This window comes from Bradyrhizobium sp. AZCC 2176 (genome assembly GCF_036924645.1).
GTDB lineage: Bacteria > Pseudomonadota > Alphaproteobacteria > Rhizobiales > Xanthobacteraceae > Bradyrhizobium.
This window is the reverse complement of record NZ_JAZHRX010000001.1, coordinates 4,326,786-4,341,794: the sequence shown is the minus strand read 5'-3', so window position 1 is coordinate 4,341,794 and position 15,009 is coordinate 4,326,786. Positions and strand designations below refer to the sequence as shown.

13 protein-coding genes and 2 pseudogenes are annotated in these 15,009 nt (G+C 59.2%); 9 read left to right on the top strand and 6 right to left on the bottom strand.

The features are described from left to right. Nucleotide 1: 1 nt before the first annotated feature. The 7 genes from V1288_RS20515 (at nt 2) to V1288_RS20485 (ending at nt 8,138) form a co-directional block, all read left to right on the top strand. Entirely contained in the window at nt 2-1,498 is a 1,497-nt protein-coding gene (locus tag V1288_RS20515; protein ID WP_334358767.1) for an AMP-binding protein, read from the top strand. Beyond that, nucleotides 1,495-2,151, top strand: coding sequence for a TetR/AcrR family transcriptional regulator (locus V1288_RS20510; RefSeq protein ID WP_334358766.1), 657 nt, complete (start codon nt 1,495-1,497; stop codon nt 2,149-2,151). Before V1288_RS20515 ends, V1288_RS20510 begins: the two co-directional genes overlap by 4 nt. Then, nucleotides 2,141-2,914, top strand: coding sequence for an SDR family NAD(P)-dependent oxidoreductase (locus V1288_RS20505; protein WP_334358765.1), 774 nt, complete (start codon nt 2,141-2,143; stop codon nt 2,912-2,914). The genes V1288_RS20510 and V1288_RS20505 overlap by 11 nt, the downstream gene beginning before the upstream one ends. Nucleotides 2,915-2,928: 14 nt before the next feature. Then, on the top strand, nt 2,929-4,839 hold the full coding sequence (locus V1288_RS20500; protein WP_334358764.1) for a flavin-containing monooxygenase: 1,911 nt from the start codon (nt 2,929-2,931) through the stop codon (nt 4,837-4,839). Between the two features lie 549 nt (nt 4,840-5,388). Continuing rightward, the gene (locus tag V1288_RS20495) at nt 5,389-6,018 is read left to right on the top strand and encodes a 2-hydroxychromene-2-carboxylate isomerase (protein WP_334358763.1); all 630 of its coding nucleotides are present in this window, start codon (nt 5,389-5,391) and stop codon (nt 6,016-6,018) included. Between the two features lie 262 nt (nt 6,019-6,280). Continuing rightward, nucleotides 6,281-7,075, top strand: coding sequence for a class II aldolase/adducin family protein (locus V1288_RS20490; RefSeq protein WP_334358762.1), 795 nt, complete (start codon nt 6,281-6,283; stop codon nt 7,073-7,075). A gap of 121 nt (nt 7,076-7,196) precedes the next feature. Continuing rightward, nucleotides 7,197-8,138: a GAF domain-containing protein gene (locus tag V1288_RS20485; RefSeq protein WP_334358761.1), complete on the top strand. Its 942-nt coding sequence runs from the start codon at nt 7,197-7,199 to the stop codon at nt 8,136-8,138. A gap of 55 nt (nt 8,139-8,193) precedes the next feature. Here V1288_RS20485 and V1288_RS20480 read toward each other — a convergent pair whose 3' ends face one another. Both V1288_RS20480 and V1288_RS20475 read right to left on the bottom strand, forming a co-directional pair. After that, on the bottom strand, nt 8,194-9,339 hold the full coding sequence (locus V1288_RS20480) for an epoxide hydrolase family protein (RefSeq protein ID WP_334358760.1): 1,146 nt from the start codon (nt 9,337-9,339) through the stop codon (nt 8,194-8,196). 258 nt (nt 9,340-9,597) lie between these two features. Next, on the bottom strand, nt 9,598-9,756 hold the full coding sequence (locus V1288_RS20475) for a hypothetical protein (protein ID WP_334358759.1): 159 nt from the start codon (nt 9,754-9,756) through the stop codon (nt 9,598-9,600). A gap of 160 nt (nt 9,757-9,916) precedes the next feature. Between V1288_RS20475 and V1288_RS20470 the strand changes: the two genes are divergently transcribed. After that, nucleotides 9,917-10,294, top strand: coding sequence for a hypothetical protein (locus tag V1288_RS20470; protein WP_334358758.1), 378 nt, complete (start codon nt 9,917-9,919; stop codon nt 10,292-10,294). A gap of 590 nt (nt 10,295-10,884) precedes the next feature. On the opposite strand, the gene V1288_RS20465 is transcribed toward V1288_RS20470, so the two are convergent. Together V1288_RS20465 and V1288_RS34095 are read right to left on the bottom strand one after the other, a co-directional pair. Beyond that, complete coding sequence (locus V1288_RS20465; protein WP_334358757.1) at nt 10,885-11,157, bottom strand: hypothetical protein; 273 nt, start codon at nt 11,155-11,157, stop codon at nt 10,885-10,887. Nucleotides 11,158-12,611: 1,454 nt separating this feature from the next. Further along, nucleotides 12,612-12,719 (bottom strand): annotated as a pseudogene (locus tag V1288_RS34095) (PEP-CTERM sorting domain-containing protein); the annotation flags it as partial. A gap of 766 nt (nt 12,720-13,485) precedes the next feature. On the opposite strand from V1288_RS34095, the gene V1288_RS20450 reads away from it, so the two are divergent. Then, a complete protein-coding gene (locus V1288_RS20450; protein ID WP_334358754.1) occupies nt 13,486-13,656 on the top strand; it encodes a hypothetical protein in 171 nt (56 codons plus the stop codon). A 52-nt stretch (nt 13,657-13,708) separates the two neighbouring features. Here V1288_RS20450 and V1288_RS20445 read toward each other — a convergent pair. Both V1288_RS20445 and V1288_RS20440 read right to left on the bottom strand, forming a co-directional pair. Further along, nucleotides 13,709-13,899, bottom strand: a pseudogene (locus V1288_RS20445) (IS5/IS1182 family transposase); the annotation flags it as partial. Nucleotides 13,900-14,013: 114 nt separating this feature from the next. After that, complete coding sequence (locus tag V1288_RS20440) at nt 14,014-14,676, bottom strand: Npun_F0296 family exosortase-dependent surface protein (RefSeq protein WP_334358753.1); 663 nt, start codon at nt 14,674-14,676, stop codon at nt 14,014-14,016. Nucleotides 14,677-15,009 lie beyond the last annotated feature (333 nt).

The following is a 15,009-nucleotide window of genomic DNA, read 5'->3' as shown; positions in this document are numbered from 1 at the left end:
AATGATCAATCTATCCAGCTTCATCGCGTTTCACGCCCGGCGGACGCCGGGTCGCTGTGCGCTGAAATACCGCGGCGAGAATGTCTCCTACGCCGAATTCGATGCCCGCATCCGCCGGGTCGGCGGATGGCTGGCTGGGCGCGGGATCGGCCCGGGCGATGTCGTCGCGGTGCTGATGAAGAACAGCACCGCCTTTCTCGAACTGGTATTTGCGATCAGCCACATCGGCGCGGTGTTTCTGCCCATCAACTATCGGCTCTCCGCCGATGAGGTCGGCTACATCGTCGGTAATTCCGGCGCGCGCATCCTGATCGCGGATGAAGAACTCGCGGACACCGCTGCAGGCGGCGCGCCGGCGGTGCTGCTGGATGAAGCTGCGCAGTCCGACGCGACGCGCCTTGCGCCTGACATTGCCTCCGCCCCGATGCACGTCCGCCAGCCGCGCGACCTGATGCGGCTGATGTACACGTCAGGCACGACGGACCGCCCCAAGGGCGTGATGCTCACTTACGAGAACCTGTACTGGAAATCGGCCGACCAGACGCTCGTGCTCGGGTTGAACGCCGACACGCGATTGCTGGTGGTTGGTCCGCTCTACCATGTCGGCGCGCTCGATCTGCCAGGGATCGCGGTGCTCTGGCACGGTGGCCTGCTTTCCATCCACCGCAACTTCGAGCCCGAGCAGGCGCTCGCCGCCATCGACGCGGAGAGACTCAACGCCGCCTGGTTCGCACCCGTGATGACGACCGCGCTCCTCACCTGCCCGACCCGCGACCGTTACGACGTATCGAGTCTGCGATGGGCGATCGGCGGCGGCGAGAAAACGCCGGAAGCGCGCATCCGCGCCTTCTCCGACTACTTCAGAAACGCCCGCTACATCGATGCCTATGGGCTGACAGAGACCTGCGGCGGCGACACTTTCATGGAAGCCGGCCGCGAGATCGAGAAGATCGGTTCGACCGGCCGCAGCGTCGCCCATGTCGAAATCGAGATCCGCGACGATGCCGGCAACAGATTGCCGTCCGGCGAGAACGGCGAAATCTGCCTGCGCGGGCCCAAGGTGACGCAAGGCTACTGGAAGGATCCCGAGAAAACCGCGTCGGCGTTCTTCGGCGACTGGTTTCGTTCCGGGGACGTCGGCTATCTCGACAAAGACGGTTTTCTCTACCTGACCGATCGCAAGAAGGACATGATCGTTTCCGGCGGCGAGAACATCGCCTCCTCCGAAGTCGAGCGTGTCATTTACGAACTGCCGCACGTGCGCGAAGTCGCCGTCATCGGCCTGCCCGACGAGCGCTGGGGCGAAAAGCTGGTCGCAATCGTGGTGCTCGGGGATCGCGCCACGCTCGAACTGCGCGATCTTGCCGATCACTGCCGCGCGCGACTCGCCGGCTTCAAGGTACCAAAGCAACTCATCATCCGCGACAGCCTGCCCCGCAACCCCTCGGGCAAGATCCTCAAGCGCGTGCTGCGCTCCGAACTGGAATCCCACGCATGACGCAATCATCGCAAGCCGCATCCGGCAAAGCGACAAAACTCAACCGTGTCGAGCGCAACGCCTGGACCAAGCGCAGGATATTCGACGCCGCCACCAAGGTCGTCGGCAAGCACGGCTATGCCGAGGCTTCCGTCGCCCGCATCACCGAGGAAGCCGGCGTCGCCCAGGGCACGTTCTACAATCACTTCGAGAACCGCCAGGAATTGCTCGACCAATTGCTGCCGAAGATCGGCCTCGACATGGTTCATTTCATTCGCGAACGCACCGGGACTGCGCAGGCGGCCAGGCAGGAGATCGAGCGCTTCAGCGCCTTCTTCGATTTCATCCGCGAGGTGCCGGAGTTCCTGCGCATCCTCAACGAGGCCGAATACTTCGCCCCGATCGGCTACCAGAAGCACCTCGACAACATCGCCACCGCCTATGTCCGTATCCTCCGGCGCGCGCGTCAGACCGGCGCGATCGAGGATTACAGCGATGAGGAGTTCGAAGCCATCGTCCACATGCTGATGGGCGCGCGCGGTTACCTGAGCCGTCGCTACTCCTATGTCGGCGGCAACGTCACCGCAGCGCCTGAGCATGTCATCTCCGCCTACCGGAAGCTGGTCACTCGCGGGCTGTTTACTTCGAACAAAGGCAATAGCCATGACCGCTGAAGGCATCGTCCTCGTCACCGGCGGCAGCCGCGGCATTGGCGCGGCAACCGCCACGCTCCTGGCCGAACAAGGCCAAAAGGTCGTCATTGTCGATATCGCGCCGGAGCCGCTGGCAGGAACGCAAACGATCCTCTGGTCGGCACCGTTCGACGTCGCGAGCGAAAGCGCCGTCGTCAGCGGCATCGCCGGTATCGAGGCTGCGCATGGACCCATTACGGGACTGGTCAACGCCGCCGGCGTCTTCGGCAAGATGCACCGGATCGAGCGCGTGCGGATGGACCAATGGGATCACGAGGTCAACATTGATCTGCGCGGCACGTTTCTGGTCGCCCGCGCCGTCGGCGTGAAGATGGCCGAGCGCCGGCATGGCGCGATCGTCAACGTCGCCTCCGTTGCCGGCATGACGTCAGGCCCGATCCATGCCTACACCGCCGCAAAGGCCGGCGTCATTCAGATCACGCAGACGCTGGCCGCCGAATGGGGCCGCAGTGGCGTGCGCGTCAATGCGGTCTCGCCCGGCTTCACCCGCACCGTCGCACTGGAAGCCGGCATCGCCGCAGGTGCGCTGAACAAGAAATGGCTGGAAAGTCCGACCGCGATGAACCGGCTGGTCGAACCGGTCGAGGTCGCGCACGCCATCGCCTGGCTGCTTTCGCCGCTGAGCAGCGGCGTCACGGGAATCAACCTGCCCGTCGACGCCGGATATATCGCAGGTACCACCTGGGCCGCCTATGGCGGCCTGCCGGGAGCACCAGACGCGTAGATGAGGACACCAGCATGAATATCGAGTTGCCGCGCAAGAAACTCGATCTCGCATCGGCCATTGCCGAGGGCGACATCCGGGTGCTGCTGATGGTGCTGGTGCACATGACCGGCGATGAGCGTTGGCTGGAGCCGCCCTACAAGCCGAAGCGCGACGTCCGCCTGATCCCGGATCCACACGCCGGCATGCCTGAGGAAATCCAGGCCGAAATCCGCGCCGCCGTTCTGAAACTGTTCGCAAACGGCGAACCGAAGCCCATCATCACCGACCCCGGCAATGAGCTGATGCTGAAAATGATGCGCGCGACGCTCGGCGAAAACGTCGCACCGGAATATGCGCCGCTGATGCGCGAGGAAATGGGATTCATTCCGCGAGAGGCACGCTGGACCAAATCACCGTCCAGCGAAACGCTTGCGCAGCAGCACGTGCTGATCGTCGGCGCCGGCGTCTGCGCGATCGCGCTGGGCGTTGCCCTTGGCCGGCTTGGCATCCCCTACACCATCGTCGAGAAAAACGACGAACTCGGCGGCACCTGGTACGTCAATCGATATCCCGGCTGCGGCGTCGATACGCCGAACCATTCGTATTCGTTCTCATTCGGCAAGCGTAATCCGTGGACGCGCTATTTCGCCCAGCGCCAGGAGTTGCTTGACTATCTCAAGAAAGTCGCGCTCGAACATGACATTCGAAAGCATCTCCGCCTCAACACGGAGCTGAAATCGTCGCGTTGGGACGAGAGCAAGCGACGCTGGATATCGACGCTGAAGACCGCCAATGGCGAGGAGGTCTTTGAATCGACCACGCTGGTCAGCGCGATCGGCCAGCTCAACGACCCGTACCCTGCGCACTTCAACGGCGAGGAGGATTTCAAGGGTGAGACGCTGCACTCGGCCTTGTGGACCGACGACATCAAGCTGGACGGCAAACATGTCGCCGTCATCGGCACCGGCGCAACCGCGATGCAACTGGTGCCCTCGATCGCCGACCGCGTCGCGTCGGTCACCGTCTATCAACGCACCGCGCAATGGGCGCGTCCTGTGGCAGGCTATTCCGATCCCATCGGCGAAGGCGCACAGTGGCTGCTCGCATACCTGCCGTTTTACGTGCAGTGGTATCGCTTCAACATGTTCTGGCGATACGGCGACGGCCTGTTGCCTTTCCTGCGCAAGGATCCGAATTGGCCGCACCCGGAGCGCGCCGTCAACAAGGGCAACGACCGGCATCGCGAGGAATTGACGGATTTCATCCTGTCGGAACTGAAAGACCGTCCCGACCTGATCGAGAAATGCGTGCCGACCTATCCGCCTTACGGCAAGCGCATCCTGCTCGACAACAACTGGTTCAAGACGCTGACGAAGCCGAATGTCGAACTGGTCACCGACAAGATCGATCATTTCGCCCGCGACGGCATCGTCACCTCCGACGGCAAGTTGCGGCCTGCGGACGTCATCGTCATCTCGACGGGATTCAGGGTCACGGAGATGGCGGCGCGCCTCAATATCACCGGACGCGGCGGCAAGAATCTTAAGGTGGCCTGGGCCAACGACAACCCCACCGCCTATCTCGGACTCACCGTGCCGGACTTTCCGAATCTCTTTGTGATGCTCGGTCCGAATTCAGGCCCTGCGCACGGCGGCAGCGTGATTTTCCAGTCGGAATGCCAGAGTAGGTACATCTCCGCCTGCCTCGTTGAGATGATCGAGCAAGGCATCGCTGCGATCGACGTTCGCCCTGAGGCGCACGATCGATACATCAGGCAGGTTGATGCCGAGCATGAGCAGTTGATCTGGACCCACCCAGGCATGACTACGTATTACCGCAACAGCCAGGGTCGGGTGTTTTCGGCGATGCCGTGGCGGTTTGTGGATTACTGGGCGATGACCCACGACCCTGACCTACAGAACTACCGCCAGACAAAGCTCTGATCTTGTTCCCGGGAACCGCACTCGCAACGTGACTTTAGGACGGCTTGACACCGGCCGGCATCTGCCGCAGCATTTCGGTGCTGCACCTGTTGGAGTCACGGAGCGGGTGGCTCCCCACTTCACAGGCATTGGCGCCCCGGTGAGATGATCGAGACGACACGCAGCGGAAGCGGACGAAAGTCCGTCGGCCAACTCTTGAGGAGGAGCATGACGCCACCGGATCAGTCTGGTGACCTTGCTCATCGCAAGGTCCAGGTGCGGTCGAGGTCATAAGCAGCTGCTAGCCTCGTTGCGCCTTCAACAAATCGAACATATCCGCGGGACTGGAGTGCCAAGGCCACGCGCTGCCGGATCCTGAGATTACACTGGTGTCTACCAGAAATCCTTCGCCTAAAACGAAGATGTCGGGCCCCGCGATGCTCTCATGCACCGGGGCCCATTCGTTTTTGGAGCGGGCTTATTCGTTCGTTTCTGGAGTGGCAAACCGCGTGACATGGTTCCATGCTCTGCTCGGATCGCAGATACTGATCCCGACAAACGGGGGCAGCCATGGATAGACCGCGCGTACGAATCTACACGGATTACAAGAGCCCCTACGCCTTGGTCGCCAACAAGCGGCTGTTTGAGCTCGAAGAAACCTATGGCGTCGAATTGGAATGGCTGCCTTACACGCTGCGCATTCCTGAATTCATGGGAACGGTGGAGGAGCGCACGCCGCATTTCTGGCGCAAGGTGCGCTACGCGTATATGGACGCGCGCCGCTTTGCCAATGCACAAGGCCTCACCATGAAAGGTCCGCGGCGCATCTACGACGCTTTCTATGCGAGCGCGGGCATGCTGTTCGCACAGCGCCAAGGATTATTCCGTCCCTATCACGATATGGTATTCCGTCGCTTCTGGAGTCACGATCTCGAAATCGACGAGCTGTCGGCAATCTCAGGCGTGATCACCTCGATCGGCGGTTCAGCAGCAGAATTCGAAACGTACGCCCACGGCCCGGCGCGGGCAGAGCATGACCGCATCATCGATGAAGCGGAGGCACTCGGTGTGTTCGGCGTGCCCACCATGGTCTTCAACGGCGAATTGTTCTGGGGCGGCGATCGCATCGACATGTTGATCGAGCGCATCAGGAATCCGGAAACAATCGCAACGGCGCTGGGCAGCCGCCACCGGAAGTAAGGATTTTACGAAGGAGACAAACATGGCCAGCATCCGGTGCGTCCCAGTGCCGGCCGCAGCGCAGACCGGCTGTTCGCATCGAGGGCGGAAACTTGTCGTGAAGCTGCAGCAATCACTTCACCTGATATTTGAACGGCGCGAGCGTATGAGGCATGCAATAACGCCTGCGGTGCTTGCCTTGCAGCCTGCCGAAATTTATCGCTATCCTGATCGCCAATGATCCGGCCGGCCCGGCCAAATAATTCAACCGCGGTGAAACGCCATGAATCCTCCCGTCAGCTCGCCCGCCGTCAAGGTCGTGAAATCCGTCCGCGAACAGGTGAGCGCGGAGGAATGGCAGGCGCGGGTCGATCTCGCGGCCTGCTACCGTCTCACCGCGATGTACGGCATGACCGAGATGATCGCCAACCACATCTCCTGCCGCGTGCCGGGCACGACCGACCAGTTCCTGATTAACCCTTACGGGATGCTCTACGAAGAGATCGACGCTTCCAGCCTGATCAAGATCGATGTCGAGGGCAACACGCTGTTCAACGCCTCCGACTATGACGTCAACGTCGCCGGCTTCGTGATTCACAGCGCCATCCACATGGCCAAGCACGATATGGATTGCGTGGCGCATACGCACACGCCGGCCGGCATGGCCGTCTCGGCCATGGAATGCGGATTGCTGCCGCTGGCGCAGACTTCAATGCGGTTTCTCCACATCGCCTATCACGATTTCGAAGGCATCGCCGATAATGTCGACGAGCGCGAGCGGCTGGTGAGAGACCTCGGCGACCATGAAGCCATGATCCTGCGCAATCACGGCCTGCTCGTCGTCGGCCGGACCGTGCCGGCAGCCTTCAATGTGCTGTTCCGTCTCGAACGTGCCTGCCAGGTCCAGATCATGGCGCTGTCCTGCAACACCAAGCTGATCTATCCGCCGAAAGCTATACTCGAAGACACCTATGAGCGGATGCAGCCGAAACCCGGCCGCAGCACCCGCAACGGCAACCTTGCTTGGCCCGCCCTGCTGCGCAAGCTCGACCGCACCGATCCGTCTTATCGGAACTGAGCCGCTGCCGAGGGCGCTGGAACTCCGCACGATCTTTGGGCGGAGCCTGCCTGTAATTTGTTCGCACATACCGCCGCTAAATCGCCGATGCTGATATCGGCGTAGCGACAGGTGCGTCCCGATGAAGACATTCATACGCGTGGTTGAATTATGGGTGCCCGACCGCACCCGTACCCGGTTGGAGTTCGGCGGCTGCCTTTGCAGCCAAGAGTATTCGGAGTTCAAGGCCGTCAGCGAAAACGCGCTGTTCGCCTATGACGAAGGCCTGCCCGGCAAGGCCTGGGCCGTGGGCCACCCCGTCATCCTGACGGAGTTCGCAGACTCTTACTTCAAGCGCACGGATGAGGCGATCGAAGCGGGATTGACCTGCGGCGTGGCGCTGCCGGTTTTTGCCGGCGAATTCCTGATGGCGGTGATGGTGCTGTTCTGCGGCGACGACGAAAAGCACGTCGGCGCCATCGAACTCTGGCACAACGATCCCGAGAAGTCCCACGAGATGGGATTGGTCGACGGCTACTACGGCACCGCCGACATGTTCGAGTTCAATTCCCGGCACACAAAATTCCCGCGCGGCTTTGGCCTGCCCGGCCGTGCCTGGAAAGCCGGCATGCCGCTCATCATCAAGGACCTGCACAACGCCAAGAGCTTCCTGCGCTGGGAGGAAGCGAGCGAAATCGGGATCAATTGCGGCGTCGGTATTCCCTACGCGACGCCGCCGGATCACACCTGGGTCATGACCTTTCTGTCAGCGCAGGCAACGCCGATCGCCAGACGCTTTGAGATCTGGGTGCCGAACCCGTTGCGAACGGAACTGGTGTTTCAATCCGGCGACTGCAGCAAGAATGCCGATCTGGCCTCGCTTTATGCGACAAAGACGATCCGCAAGGGCGAAGGCAGCATCGGCGGCGCCTGGGCGACGGGCATGCCGGCCATCAACGAGCATCTGAAGGTCGATCAATCGATCGCAGCACGGCTCGCGCACGCGGCCGGCATGAACCAGATCGTCGTGCTGCCGGTGATCGAAAACGCCCTGCTGAAGGCCGTGCTCGCCTGGTATCTCTGAACAGCAGGCGCACCGATCACGCCGCGCGCCGGAACCTGACGGGCCAGGAAACAGATTACTTCCGTAACGTCCTGAAGAAATCCCGTACCTCCCGGACGAACAGATCAGGTTGCTCAAATGCCGCGAAGTGGCCACCCTTCGGCATTTCGCGCCAATGCTGGATATTGGTATAGTTAGCTTCCATCCATCTTCGTACCGGCGTGACGATCTCCTTGGGGAAGACGGCGACACCGGTCGGCACCGCAACCTTGTGAGCCGTCCGGCGCTTCGGACCGAAACTCTCCCAATAAAGACGCGCGGATGAGGCGGCGGTCGCTGTCACCCAATAGAGCATTACGTTGTCGAGAAGTTCGTCCCGGCCGAGGATGTTTTCGGGATGCCCGTCGCAATCGGTCCAGGCCCAGAATTTTTCCAGAATCCACGCCGCCTGCCCGCTCGGCGAATCCGTCAGGCCGTATCCGAGCGTCTGTGGCCGGGTCGACTGCTGTTTGGAATAGCCGGAATCCCAGTCGGCGTAATGTTCAATTCCCTTCAGCGCCCGCGCTTCCTCCGGCGTCGGCTGTCCCTGGACGTTGGGCCGCGTCGACATCGCCAGCGTGATGTGAATGCCGGCACAATGCGCGGAATCCTGTGCACCGATCGCGGTGGTGATCGCCGATCCCCAATCGCCGCCTTGCGCGCCGTACCGCCCATATCCAAGGCGATCCATCAGCACCGCCCAGCTCGATGCAATACGATCGATGCCCCAGCCGGTTGTCTTCGGCTTCTCGGAGAAGCCGAAGCCTGGCAGCGAGGGACAGACGACGTGAAATGCGTCGGCGGCGTTGCCGCCATGCGCGGTCGGATCGGTCAACGGCTCGATCACCTTGTGAAACTCGACCACCGAACCCGGCCAGCCATGCGTGATGACCAGCGGCATCGCTTCCGGGTGCGGCGAACGGACGTGCAGGAAATGAATGTCGAGCCCGTCGATTTCGGTGGTGAACTGCGCAAAGCGATTGAGCTGCGCCTCGCGCCCGCGCCAATCGTACCCTTCCGCCCAGTAGCGGCAGATGTCCTTGATCCATCTCAGCGGCGCGCCCTGGCTCCAGTCCTCGACCAGTTCGGCTTCCGGCCAGCGCGTGTTGCGCAGCCGCGATTTGAGATCGTCGAGGACATCGTCGCCGATCGAAATGCGATAGGGTTTGATATCAGCGCTCATGAAGGAGCCTTTTCAAAGCCCAGCTGGAGCTGCCGGGACGGATTCACTGGCGGAAATCATCGCCGCACGTGGGGCCGATATCAAGGGAGGTCAGCGAATCGAACGATTTCAACGTGTTACCGCAAAGTTTGGGGAAGCGTACCTCATGATCTTCATGGCGCTTCAGCGTGATCCCCAAACACGTGATAGTTCAGAACGACAAGGTGGTGTCCAACCGACCGGCCACGCTCCAAAGGGTCGCGCGGATAAGCGCCCATCTCAAATTTGTAAAGCGGGCAGTCGTCCAAAGAACGGGAAATCGGTTTCGAATTCATGGAGGAAAATGATCGGATAATCGCTGCCGTTCTCCCCAAAGTAGAGTCTTACTTTGCCCGAAACGATGAGCCCACCAAGGGATATCAGCGGCTTGTTCGGCATTATTTGGATCACCGCAACGAAAGCGCCCCGTCTATGCTTGCCGCATCTTAGCAACAGCCAGACCAGTTCGTCGCTCCTGACGACTTCGAGCAGCGCTTCACGCGTGCGCGGGCTGAAAGGGATCGGACGCGCCGATCATCCGCGAGTCAGGAGAACGAAAATGTTAGCCATCACCGCAATTGTCCGCGTCAAGAAGGGGTGCGAGACCGCTTTGCGGGATCCTCACCGCAGCCTGTCATTCAAATGCAGGAAAAGCTTGCAGCAGCAAAGAACGCTTATCAGCGCCGGCGGAAGCATGACCGTGGCAAGCAGCAAAGGCGACATGCTCGAAGGGCCGGCCCATCTTTCAAACGACCAACTCAAGGCAATATCGATGGAGACAACAAGCAAAGCGAGGGCAAACAGCGGCAAAAAGATCCCTGTAAACATCGAACGCCAGCTTGGTGCAGCTGCCGACCAATCGACGCCATCGAAATTCATTTTATTAGCCTTGATAATTTTATTAGCCACGATAATTGAACAAGGTGATTACCTTTAAAACCGTGCGCCTTGGTGAACATGGGCAGCGGCATTCTGCAAACGCTATAGCAGCGATTTGATACGGTTTATAGATCGAAGCAGACTTAATTTGGGTTCCACATGAATCCGTCTGTGGAGATAATAGCTGCAACCAATAGTAAAAACTTTCCGCCGGCCTTCCGCATTCTCTGATCCGATGGGTCCGGCTATTCGGCACGCGACGATGATTTAAGCCACTGTATTAATATGAATACCGAGACTGGTTTCGAGCGATCGCTTGGCATTGCGCACCTCACTTCCCCTTCGAGGAGTAAGGGCAACGCGAAGTTCCGAGGCAGCGCTCCGCGCGCCTCTACAATTCGCGCGCCTCTACAATATGATGAACGATTTCGAATCTGGTGCGCTATGTCCGACCAATCAGCCAGCCGCAGTCGGTCGGGTGCGCAAGGATGGTCATTCCTATCCTGTTCGTTTCATGGGCCGTTTTCCTGCTGGCATCGCAGCTCATTTGCGGCTGCGCCACATTCTTGCATTGGCTTTCGGCAGGCTAACGGGCCCACGCAGCAGCAATTTCTTCCGGCAGAAACGATGCCCGGCAGACAAGAACCGTCACCAGGGCCACCAACTGTAACGATATCGCGGATTGCCGTAGTTGCCAGGCCCCGCGTACGGTCCATAAAAATTCTTGTCGCCATAAACCCACCTGGCGACGGGCCGTCGCACATTCGGTCGATAGCAGTTTCCCGCCTCGTCGCAGACGACTTTCGCGGCCGTGATCAACGAATTCGGCGTAGGCTGACTATGGCTCAAAAGCGGCACCGCACCGGCATTGGCAGCAATCAAAAGGCCGCCCACCAGCACGGACGCAAAGATCGTTCGCATGTTTCTTCCCTCGCGCGAATGTACCAGCTGTTTTCGAAAATACAGATACTCGAAAATTCAAGACCGAAGGCTGACCGCCGGTGATGACCTCCACCTCGCCAGCTTGCCGCCGGCTCCATGTTTAGGACCCGCGTCCCCCACGCAATGCTCGGGAACAGCGTAGCCAGCCCATAGACGGCCAAACCAGAGCCTGCCCAATCGAGCCTACCCCGCTTAACCGGATGCTGACTAGGGCCTTCCACGCGTATTTTTCCGCGATTATTCGGGGGGCGCGCAACAATTTGCGTTCGCAAGTTCAGCCGCTATGCCGTCAATAGCCGGCAATAACATCGAGCTATCAAGCTTCCGGATAGTACCTCGTCACGGTGATTTTGACGGGTTGATTTCGAGCCATTCAAGGATGGGCAGCGCTTCGGGAGGCACGAGGAGCTCGATGCTTCGGGCGACACCGGGTCGACGTCGGATCAATCCATTTCGCTCGAGGGTGACGACCATCTGGTGGACCGAAGGTGGGCTGACGCTGAAGTGGCGCTGCATGTCGGTTTCGGCTGGCGGCCGGCGGAACATGTGCGAAAAAGAGTCATAATCACTGCGCAGAGCTACCAGTCCGATCCCTCTGTTTAAAACCGAGAGCAAGTCGAACCATCGCCGGCCATTTCCGCTAAACCGGATGTCGAATGCCTGCCTGAATAGACGTGTCGCGCAGCGACTGGAGCGTTCCTCTCGGGGAGCCGCACCGCCCACATTTCAGAATGGAACATGGATCCGGCCGGGCCTCAATCGGCAGTGCAACCGTCAGGCTGCCGCATTGTTCGCAGACCAGCTTGAATGTTTGGGCAACCATCAGGGTGACGCTCGTTTCAATACCCATATCAAATTAATCCATTCGGACTGCAGCAATCTGCCGTGATTTGCACGGTTAAAAAATGCAGAGTTGAAAACCTATCGAGAGCCGGCCCGTGCGCCGCTCACGGCTCAAAATCCCGATTCCCGACGCGTCCTGCAATGGCTGAGCGCATTTAACCCTAATGGGCCATCCATGCGACGAGACGTTTACTATCCGCCGGGTTCGTCGCCTCAGTAAATTTCCAAATCCTGTCCAGTTTGGCATGACATCTCATTACGGCGCGGCGTTCTCCGACAGATCGAGCATGGTGTCGAGCAGGCGGAAAGCCCTTATTTCGGAGCATTTGAATTGCCCTGCCGGTCCAAACCGCCCTACGTGCAACTCTCATTGCAATGCCATCGAGCGCCGATCCACTCAGCCGGGCGCGCATGTCAAGGTCATCGCGATCGCCGGAGCCACACGGATACTCGCTCAATGATGGAAATTCCTGCCCGTTCGGAAGGCGATTCGGACAGGCGATCTTGCATGATAAGATCTGGCGGAAGACGCAAATAACAAAAAGCCGCCTTGGGGGGCGGCTTTTCTCCGTTGCGAAACCGATCGGCCTTCAAACGATGCGCAACGCACGCCCCGACAGCTTCCGCCGGTAGCCGATGAACCCGAGGCCGAAAAAGCCCAGGATCATCATCGCCCAGGTGGACGGCTCCGGAACAGCGGAAACGCTCACATTGTCGAGCAGGTTGCCGACGTTGTTGTTTCCGCCCGAGAGATCCGTGAAGCTCAGTTTTCCCGGAGCGGAGGTGGTGAAGGTGAACGAATAGGTCATCAGGGGCGAGAGCGGATTCAACGTGAGTGATTGCGTCGCGCCGCCGATCGAAAAAGCGACCTGGGTCGTCTTGCTGATCGGATCGACGAAGCCGGCACCACCCTGGCTGCCGGCGAGGTCAAACGACACGACATAGGTGCCTGCGCCAAACGTCATCTTGGTCGTGAGCTGGCCCGGCTGACCGGTCGAACCGTTCAGATCGACATAGTTGCCATTGCCGACCGGCAGGAACGCGTAAGATCCACCATCGCCGATCACGTCAACCGCGCCCGACGTAACGGTCCAATTCGTAAAGACCGTCTGATTGAGCTGCTGAGCTGTTGTCGCGTTGAAATTGTCGGAGAAAATCACCGCCGCTTGCGAGGCCTGCGCCCAAATCAAGCCAAGGGTGACTGCGCCGCCTGCAATCAAAGCTTTTTTCATCGAATTTCCCGCTGCAAATTTAATTTCATTTAATTAACTGTTTTCAGAGTCGTTTGCGGAAGTCAAACCGCAATTGCACCGCTGCAAGAATAATTTCGCCCTGCGGCCTGGCCGCGAACTCTATCGGCCAGGTCTGCCGGCGGTGCCTGGATTAGGTACCCTCGTGAACTCGTTGGTCACCCCGTCCGGCGCGGGTCCACGAAAAACGAAAAAGCCCCGGTCGGTAACGACGATGTCCCCTTTCTGGAGCAGGCTGTCGTTCATGGCCATTTCCGACGCGATCCGGTCGGCTTCGGCGGCCGAGGGCGGCGGCCGTCTGATACGGCCGCTCTCCTGTGCCTGCGCCGCAGCGCTCAACGCCAAGACGATCGGCAAGGCAAAGGCTTTCCACATGGCTTTCTGACAGACGTGCGATCCTTATCAATATAACAAAAAAATCGCCTGAGCGGTGGTACCTTGAACATCAGTGTCGGATCGAGCGGCGGTCGACCGTTGTCCGGGTAATCAATAAAGCCCGGCAACCCGGTCATGGATAAAGGAAAAATCGATCACTGCACCGACCTTGCGAAGCAGAATCCTTCGGAAACAGACCGTCGAGACTTACCATCTCCAGCGCGGCCTGTTGCGGCGAGGGTTTGCGAAGCATGCACCGCTGAATCAAAAGTCCCCGCCAAAGGCGAGGACTTTGTCATCAGTCTAAGACCGCCTGTCAGCGGTCCTTCTCGAGCTTGGCTCGATTTTCCGGCCTGGCTTCGTATGATCAAGCCATGCGGAACGCAGAGGCGGAAACCTTGGACGACGACTTTCTATATCCGAGGAAACCGAGACCCAAGAACCCAAGGATCATCATCGCCCAGGTAGATGCTTCAGGCACCGCAGAAATATTCGTGATTTCGAACGAGTTTGACGACGAAGAGATGGTGAACCCAGTGAGGTTTGCACCGGTCGCGTCGGTGAAGGTAACATAACGGTTACAGTTCGTTAGCAGCTGGCAACCATTCGACTGTCCACCAAACATCGCAGCGATCTGCGTACCCGTGTAGCTTGTTCCGTCAGACAATGTGATGGTGTTGTAATCGTCAATCGAGCCCCAGAAGAACGAGAAGGAGCTGCGTGCCGAGAACGTAATCGTCTCGACGCCGCTACCCAAAACGCTTAAATAGTTGCCGGTCGTTTGATACGGTTGAGCGCCGGTGCCGCTGGACAAAATATTGATTTGGGAGTTCGGCCCAGCGTTAAAGTTCCAGTCCCCGATTGAGAACGAAGAACCAATCGGTCCCAAAGGCTGAGAGTTAAAGTTCTGCCCTGTGGCAATCCCGACGCTCGGGCCAGCCACTGTTACGTTGATCACATCAGCCTTTGCAGCCGACATAGCCGAGAAGCTCGCAATAACTGCCGCAACCGCTATCTTAGATTTGCTCACAGCCGACTCCCCAATATCTGCAATGCTGCCCGTTAATGAATTAACGCTTTTTTAACTGACCGAGGGCGAAGAGTCAACGACCTCATCGAGATTAATCTACAGCTGCTGCTCAGAATTAATCTCATTCCATTTAATTCTCTCGAAGAGCAAAGCTTTAGCGGCGGAGCTTTGCTTCCAGCCCGCAGTGCAGCCCCCGGTTCAATGCCGCATGCGATGAAACCCGCCTCAGGAGCGTGGATGACTTTTAGCACACACCCGAAATTATTTAATTTTATCCCCTCTTTTTCAAGGAACAATGGTTGACGAATCCCTAACAGCTTGGTCAAAGGAACT